The organism is Microbacterium sp. ISL-103 (assembly GCF_018613995.1).
GTDB lineage: Bacteria > Actinomycetota > Actinomycetes > Actinomycetales > Microbacteriaceae > Microbacterium.
In genome coordinates this window covers 1-7,515 of record NZ_JAGGPD010000245.1, presented here as the reverse complement: position 1 = coordinate 7,515, position 7,515 = coordinate 1, and the positions used below count along the sequence as shown (strand labels likewise).

At 67.8% G+C, this 7,515-nt stretch carries 9 protein-coding genes and 1 pseudogene; 4 read left to right on the top strand and 6 right to left on the bottom strand.

The genetic code is table 11. The features are described 5' to 3' along the window. Positions 1 to 861 (bottom strand): DUF808 family protein (locus J7E68_RS09970; protein ID WP_215172171.1); only part of this gene is annotated, 861 nt, incomplete at its 3' end. Between the two features lie 151 nt (positions 862 to 1,012). On the opposite strand from J7E68_RS09970, the gene msrB reads away from it, so the two are divergent. After that, positions 1,013 to 1,480: a peptide-methionine (R)-S-oxide reductase MsrB gene (gene msrB / locus J7E68_RS09965; RefSeq protein ID WP_215172169.1), complete on the top strand. Its 468-nt coding sequence runs from the start codon at positions 1,013 to 1,015 to the stop codon at positions 1,478 to 1,480. Continuing rightward, on the top strand, positions 1,477 to 2,022 hold the full coding sequence (gene msrA / locus J7E68_RS09960; protein ID WP_215172167.1) for a peptide-methionine (S)-S-oxide reductase MsrA: 546 nt from the start codon (positions 1,477 to 1,479) through the stop codon (positions 2,020 to 2,022). The genes msrB and msrA overlap by 4 nt, the downstream gene beginning before the upstream one ends. Before the next feature lie 58 nt (positions 2,023 to 2,080). Here the strand turns inward: msrA and J7E68_RS09955 are convergent, their stop codons facing one another. From J7E68_RS09955 to J7E68_RS09945, 3 genes are all read right to left on the bottom strand, one after another. Further along, on the bottom strand, positions 2,081 to 2,890 hold the full coding sequence (locus tag J7E68_RS09955; protein WP_251048853.1) for an alpha/beta hydrolase: 810 nt from the start codon (positions 2,888 to 2,890) through the stop codon (positions 2,081 to 2,083). Between the two features lie 82 nt (positions 2,891 to 2,972). Continuing rightward, positions 2,973 to 4,424 (bottom strand): catalase, encoded by a 1,452-nt coding sequence (locus J7E68_RS09950; RefSeq protein WP_215172163.1) that lies wholly within the window; start codon positions 4,422 to 4,424, stop codon positions 2,973 to 2,975. Between the two features lie 62 nt (positions 4,425 to 4,486). After that, on the bottom strand, positions 4,487 to 4,909 hold the full coding sequence (locus J7E68_RS09945; protein ID WP_215172161.1) for a Fur family transcriptional regulator: 423 nt from the start codon (positions 4,907 to 4,909) through the stop codon (positions 4,487 to 4,489). 95 nt (positions 4,910 to 5,004) lie between these two features. Here J7E68_RS09945 and J7E68_RS09940 point away from each other — a divergent pair, with 95 nt between their 5' ends. Together J7E68_RS09940 and J7E68_RS09935 are read left to right on the top strand one after the other, a co-directional pair. Continuing rightward, the gene (locus tag J7E68_RS09940; protein ID WP_215172159.1) at positions 5,005 to 5,532 is read left to right on the top strand and encodes a hypothetical protein; all 528 of its coding nucleotides are present in this window, start codon (positions 5,005 to 5,007) and stop codon (positions 5,530 to 5,532) included. 60 nt (positions 5,533 to 5,592) lie between these two features. After that, complete coding sequence (locus tag J7E68_RS09935) at positions 5,593 to 6,213, top strand: hypothetical protein (protein ID WP_215172157.1); 621 nt, start codon at positions 5,593 to 5,595, stop codon at positions 6,211 to 6,213. 24 nt (positions 6,214 to 6,237) lie between these two features. Here J7E68_RS09935 and J7E68_RS09930 read toward each other — a convergent pair whose 3' ends face one another. After that, positions 6,238 to 6,903: a histidine phosphatase family protein gene (locus J7E68_RS09930; protein ID WP_311416806.1), complete on the bottom strand. Its 666-nt coding sequence runs from the start codon at positions 6,901 to 6,903 to the stop codon at positions 6,238 to 6,240. Positions 6,904 to 6,935: 32 nt separating this feature from the next. Continuing rightward, positions 6,936 to 7,515 (bottom strand): annotated as a pseudogene (locus tag J7E68_RS09925) (hypothetical protein); the annotation flags it as partial.

Below are 7,515 nucleotides of genomic sequence, written 5' to 3'. Positions count from 1 at the left end.
GACGAGGCGACCGATGCCCAGGATGATCCCGACGATGATCAGACCGGCGATGAGGCCGGCGATCGCCGAGAACAGGGTGTCGCCGATCCAGACGATGACGCCACCGGCCGGCTCGAGGAAGTGCTCGATGCCGTGCAGGATGTCGGCGCCGAAGTGCACACCCACTTCGCCGAGGTTCACGAGCAGCAGGTGTCCACCGACCCACAGCATCGCGACGGTGCCGAGGATGCTGATGAAGCGGAACACTCCCGGCATCGAGCGCACGATGCGTGTGCCCGTGTGGCGGACGCGCTTGGAGGGGTTCTTGGCCATCTTCAGACCGATGTCGTCGATCTTCACGAGCAGGGCGACGGCGCCGTAGACGACCCCGGTCATGAGCAGGGCGATCACGGCGAGGATCGCGAGGGTGGTCCAGATGTCGAGTCCGGCCTCGAGGTTCGCCAGCGAGATCAGCATGATCTCGGTCGACAGGATCAGGTCGGTGCGCACCGCACCCCAGACGAGCTTGTTCTCGTTGCGCGCGCTCTCGTCGGCATGGCCGTGCTGCACGCCGAACCATTCGAGCACCTTCTCTGCGCCTTCGAAGCACAGGTACGCGCCACCCAGGATCAGCAGGTACGGCAGCACCCACGGTGCGAAGGCGGTGAGCAGCAGAGCGATCGGGATGATGATGAGGAACTTGTTCGCGAGCGACCCGACGGCGATCTTCGCAACGACCGGCAGCTCCCGGGCGGGAGTGATTCCCTGCACGTACTGCGGGGTCACCGCGGCGTCGTCGATCACGACACCGGCGGCTTTGGCCGACGCCTTCATCGCCGCGCTGAGAATGTCATCGACGACGGCGAGCAGTCCAACCGACATGTGCGTCTCCCTGTTGTGTATGTAGCGGAGCAACTCTATCGACTGCGCGCAAACTCACAGCCCGCTCACAGTCCCGCGGGACCAAATCCGGGGTGCCGCTGGTTCTTCTCTATGACGCTGCAGCCAGCCGCGTCGGACAAGGAGACAGATCATGTCGAACGAGTACAGCAAGAACCCCGCGGCGGTCAGCGACCTCACGCATCTGCAGTACGAGGTGACGCAGGAGGACGCGACCGAGCCGCCCTTCCGCAACGCGTACTGGAACACCCACGACGACGGCATCTACGTCGACGTCGTCTCGGGCCAGCCGCTGTTCTCGTCGACTGACAAGTTCGACAGCGGCACCGGCTGGCCGAGCTTCACCAAGCCCATCGAGGCCGACGCGGTGAACACCCGCACCGACCGCACGCTCTGGATGAAGCGCACCGAGGCACGATCCAGCGGTGCCGACAGCCACCTCGGGCACGTCTTCGACGACGGACCCCGAGACGCAGGAGGGCTTCGATACTGCATGAACTCGGCCGCCCTGCGTTTCATCCCGGCTGACAGCCTGGAAGATGAGGGGTACGGTCGCTACCGTCACCTCTTCGCCACCCCGAACTCTGAGGAGAACTCATGACTGACACCGGAATCATCACTCGCACCCCCGGCACCGAGACCGCCGTTCTCGCCGGCGGCTGCTTCTGGGGCATGGAAGACCTCATCCGCCGCCAGCCCGGCGTGCTCGACACCCGTGTCGGCTACACCGGCGGCAGCAACGACCACGCGACGTACCGCAACCACCCCGGTCACGCCGAGGCCGTCGAGATCGTCTTCGACCCCACGAAGACGACGTACCGCGACATCCTCGCCTTCTTCTTCCAGATCCACGACCCGTCGACGAAGGACCGTCAGGGCAACGACGTCGGATCGAGCTACCGCTCGACGATCTTCCCGCTCAGCCCCGAGCAGGAGACGGTCGCACGCGACACCATCGCCGACGTCGACGCCTCGGGTCTGTGGCCGGCCAAGGCCGTGACCACGATCGAGCCCGCGGGCCCGTTCTGGCAGGCCGAAGAAGAGCACCAGGACTACCTGCTCAAGTACCCGAACGGCTACACCTGCCACTTCCCGCGCGCGGGATGGGTGCTGCCGAAGCGCGAAGAGAACGCGACGGTCTGACCGTCATCCCGAGAGCCCCTCGTCTCACCGAGACGGGGGGCTCTTCTCGTGCCTGCGGTCAGTTCTCGGCCAGGAACCCGAGCGCGGCTTCCTTGAACGCACGGGATCCCGGCGCATTGAAGTGGTTGCGATCGGGGATCTCGAAGAACCTTCCCTGAGGGGCAGCCGACGCCAGGGCGCGGGAGCCCTCGATGATCGCATCCTTCGACCCCGTCGCGAACAGGATCGGGCTCGCGGGGGCGTTCGACGGATCCGGGTCGATCGTCCGCGACGACCGCATCCCCTCGGCCAGCGCGACGAGCGCGCCGAGGTCGTTGCCGGGCACGCGCTCGGTCAGTGTGATGTAGTTCTGCGTGGTCGGATCCGAGACGGGCGTGCCGTCTGCCAGGTATGCGCGCACCTGATCGAGATCGAGCCGGGCGAGCGGGATGCCGTCGGGAACCCCGCCGAGCACGGCGCGTCCGATGCGGTGCGGCAGATCGCGCACGACCTCCCAGCCCACTCGCGCACCCAGCGAGTACCCGACGTAGACGGCCTCGTCGACCAGATACGTGTCCATGACCGTCTCGACATCGGTCGCGAGTGTGCGGATGCCGTAGGCGTCGGGCTGATGCGGCTTCTCGCTGAGCCCATGGCCGCGCTGGTCGAGCGCCAGCACCCGGTACCCGGCTCTGGTGAGCTCGCGCACCCACCCCGTGAGCACCCAGGTGTCACGGGCGCTCGACGCGAAGCCGTGCACGATCACCACCACGGGTGCGTCGATCTCGCCCCAGGTGTACGTCGCGAGACGGGTGCCGTCAGCGGCGTGCACCTGCTGGGGCTCGGGCATGCTGGTCAGGTCGGAGAGAGGAACAGCCACGGCATCCATTGTCCTCCCCTGTGATGCCCGGATACGCCGAGACCCACCGGCCCCGAGGGGACGATGGGTCTCGGTCGTCAGCGGATGCGACTCAGAAGCGAGCGCGCAGAGCGTCACCCAGCGAGGCGTCGACGTTCGTCCAGTACTGGAAGAACCGCTCGCGGATCGCGTCGATCGTGATGCCCTGGCCCTGACCGGTCAGCGTCTCGAGGAAGCGCGCGCGCTGCTCGTCATCGAAGACCGTGCGGTACAGCGTGCCCGCCTGACCGAAGTCGTCGTCGTCGAGGTGCAGGGTCGCGGCGGCGCGGATCAGCTCGCCGTCCGACTCCCAGCTCGCCTCGACACCTGCGGCAGGATCGGCGGTCGGGCCGCCGGCCGGGCCGTACGAGTTCGGCGTGTAGACGCGGTGCTCGGCCGGGTTGAACTTGTACTGCATCTGGCCCTCGTGCATGTAGTTGCGCACCTCGGCCGCGTGCGGCTGGTTGACCGGCAGCTGGTTGTAGTTCGCACCGATGCGGTAGCGCTGAGCATCCGAGTAGGCGAACACGCGAGCCATGAGCATCTTGTCGGGCGAGATGCCGGTGCCGGGAACCTGGTTGCCGGGCGAGAACGCGGCCTGCTCGATCTCGGCGAAGAAGTTCTGCGGGTTGCGGTCGAGCGTGAACGTGCCGACCTTGATGCGCGGGTAGTCCTTCTTCGACCAGGTCTTCGTCAGGTCGAACGGGTTGAAGCGGTAGGTCTTGCCCTCGTCGTAGGGCATGACCTGCACGTAGACGTCCCACGAGGGGGCGTCGCCGTTCGCGATCGCGTCGAACAGGTCGCGGCGGTAGTAGTCGGCATCCGACCCGGCGAGCTTCTCGGCCTCTTCGGCGCTCATCGCCTCGACGCCCTGCTTCGAGAGGAAGTGGTACTGCACCCAGAAGCGCTCACCTGCGGCGTTGACCCACTGGTAGGTGTGCGAGCCGTAGCCGTTCATGTGGCGCCAGCTGCGCGGCAGACCGCGGTCGCCCATGAGGTAGGTGACCTGGTGGGCGGACTCGGGCGAGAGAGTCCAGAAGTCCCACTGCATGTCGGCGTCGCGCAGACCCGAGTCGCCCAGGCGCTTCTGCGAGTGGATGAAGTCGGGGAACTTCATGGCGTCGCGCAGGAAGAAGGTCGGGGTGTTGTTTCCGACGATGTCGAGGTTGCCCTCGGGCGTGTAGAAACGCAGCGCGAAGCCGCGCACGTCGCGCCAGGTGTCGGGCGAACCCTGCTCGCCGGCGACCGACGAGAAGCGCAGCAGCGTCTCGCTCTGAGCGCCGGGCTGGAAGGCCGCGGCACGGGTGTAGGCCGACACGTCTTCGGTGACGGTGAAGGTTCCGAAGGCTCCGCCGCCCTTGGCGTGGGGGTTGCGCTCCGGCACGCGCTCGCGGTTGAACGACGCGAGCTTCTCGACGAGGTAGCGGTCGTGCAGAACGGTGGGGCCGTCTGCTCCGACGGTGAGCGAGTGGGCGTCGCTCGCGACGGGGGTGCCCGTCTGGGTGGTGGTCGATGGATCGGTCATGTTCTTCTCCTTCTGCACACAGGCACGACGATCACCCGGGTGCCCGGGGTCGACGTCGGATGCTATTGCGCGGCGTTCTGGCAACTGGGGCACAGGCCCCAGAAGGTCACTTCTGCTGTCTGGACGGTGAATCCCCCCGCCGAAGACGGGGTGAGGCACGGCGCTTCGCCGACGACGCAGTCCACATCGCCGATCGCACCGCATTCGGTGCAGACGATGTGGTGATGGTTGTCGTCGATGCGCCGCTCGTAGAGCGCCGCGGAGCCTGCCGGTTCGATCCGGCGGAGCAGGCCCGCCGTCGTCAGGTCCGCGAGGATGTTGTGCACCGACTGGATCGACGTCGTCGGAAGCACTTCGGAGACGGCGCGGAAGACCCGCTCCGCATCGGTGTGGGCCATGGATTCCAATGCCTCGAGAACGGCGACGCGGCCCGCGGTCGCACGCAGCCCGGCACCGCGAAGTGCCGAGTCGAGTTCTGTCTCCATGCCTCGACTCTAGCGTCTATTTTGAGTAACTCAAAAGAATGGCGTGTCGGAATCGAGGGGGTTGCATGATCCTGAGCCATCCGTAGCGTGGAGGGATGGGTATGAGACGAGCGGCGACGATCGGACTGATCCTGGTGGCGGGCCTGGCGCTCGCCGGATGCACGGGCGAGCCCGCAGGACCGGCGGTCGGATCGCCTTCTCCCTCGGCCTCGACACCCGCGCCGACCGCCGCTCCCGACCGCGCCGACGCCGACGAGGCGCTGCTTCCGATGCCGGTCGACGAGATCAAGGACTGGGCCGCGACGGCGGTGCCGAACTCGGACGCAGACGGATACAGCGCCGGCCTCTCGGGGTGGCTGAGCGAGAACACCTCGGCACACCAGAGGTCGACCCTCACGTCTCAGCAGGCCGGCACCTACCAGGCGCAGCTCGCCTGCCGCGGTGACGGCATCATCACGGTGTCCGCAAGCGAGCTCGATGAAGAACCGGCCGCGGGGCCGATCGTGTGCGAGAACGTGACCATCGCGTTCGACATCACCACCACCGCCACCGGGATGCAGATCCTGATGGATCTCGAGGGCGCCCCGACGATCTACGCGCTCTCGCTGCAGCAGATCAGCTGAGCGACGATCTCGAGGTCCCCCCGACGTGGGTATATATCGGGTCGTGGATACGCTGAAAGGATGAGCAGGCGGAATCGACGGCGAACCTGGATCGCCGGGGGCACGGGACTCATCATCTGCGGAGTGTCCGGGATGCTGCAGACGAGCTTCATCGGGTTGGATGCGGTCCGATTCATCACGCACGTGATCTTCGCCGCGTCGATCCTGCTGTTCGCGATCGGTCTGTCGAGCGACGCGAGCGTCGTCGCACGCCGACCGCTCGGACTGACCGCGATGGCGGCCCTGGCGCTGTGGCCGCTCGCCGCGTTCGCGCTCTCCCGGGCGCTGATGCCGGACGCACCGACGAACGACAGCGGCTGGACGATCTTCGGGTACGTCTCGCTGCTCGTCCCTGCCGCCGCCGGCCTCGTCGCCGCGGCGCAGATCGCTCGCAGCGACACCGTGCCCTCACCCTGGCGGTGGGCGCCCCTGTGGGTTCTCGGCGCCTACGCCCTGGCGTGGGCGGTGCCGCAGATCATCTTCGTCACCGTGCGCCCTGAGTCGATTCAGGGGTTCGCCGATCTGCTTCAGATGCTCGGATCGCTCGCCTCGCTGTCGGGCACGCTGGGCCTGGGCATCCTCGCGATCGTGCTCGCTGCGCAGCAGAAACCCGAGAGCGTCGACATCTACCGTTCAGCCTGACGCTCGTTCGCGATCCCGTCGGCGTCAGGACTCCGACGGCGCGAGAGGCAGCTCGAGGCCGTAGTTCCAGGTCAGGATCGCCGGCTGCTCGCGGTAGAAGCTCAGTACCGACACCGATCCCGCATCCAGCGTGATCTGAGCCCCGAAGCGCGGGGCGAGCCGCAGGTAGACCGCGGTGAGGATGCGCAGGAAGTGGCCGTGCGCGACCAGCGCCACGTCGCCCTCGACCAACGCGGGCAGAACGCGCGTGAGCACGCGGGATGCGCGGGCTGCGACCTCCTCGACGGTCTCGCCCGGCGTCGCTCCGCGGATGACTCCGTGAGTGAAGGCGCTCCAGTCATAGCCGAGCTCTTCGCGGATGTCCTTCGTGGTGCGGCCCTCGTACCCGCCGTAGTCCCACTCGACGAGCAGTGGATCGACCTCAGCGCGCAGCCCGGCCAACTCGGCCGTGCGCCGGGCGCGCTCGAGGGGCGACGAGAGCACGAGAGAGAAGTCGTAGTCGGCGACCAGCTGTCCGGCACCGCGCGCGAGATCCTCGCCCCGCGCCGTGAGCGGGATGTCGGTGAGGCCGGTGTGCAGGCCGGCTCTCGACCACTCCGTCTCGCCGTGGCGCAGGAGAACGAGCTTTCCCGCGGGGTTGTCGGGAGCCGGACGGTCGGGCAGCGGGTCGTACACGGAGAGCGCAGGCACACCGCCACCGTAGCCCGGTGATCTGGACCCCGTCACCGGGTGATCGTGAACCCGCCGCCGCGCACGCGCACCTTCCCGCCCTGCAGGGCCTGACCCCGCTGCGATCCGTCGGCGTCGTACGAGCGCCCCGCACCGGCGGCGAGAGGCGCGACCCGCTGGTCGCGCCGCGTGCCGTTGGCGTAGAGCACCGCGGAGCCGGATGCCGTGGCATACACGGCGTTCGCCACCGCGGGCTGGATCACGAGAGCGTCGAGACGCACGTCGCCGCGACTCGTGCATCGCACGATCACCGCGTCGGCGGGCAGATCGCCGCCCAGCAGCTGCGGCACCAGCATTCCGTCGGCTTCGGTGAGCCCCCGATCGCCGGTTCCTCCCGCGGGGGTGCGGGTGCTCCACAGGCGCTTGCGCCCTCGGAACACCTCCCACACCACGTCTCCGACATCGGCCTTCTGCCTCCAGATCAGACCGTGCAGGATGCCGCCGGCCTCGGTCACGTCGAACTCGACCGTCTCTCCCGCAGGGACGTGAACATAGGCCCCGCCCGAGAGATTGCCCTCACCGGTCCAGGCGCCGCCCTCGGGCCGCACGACCTCGCACCCGGCCGACATCCGC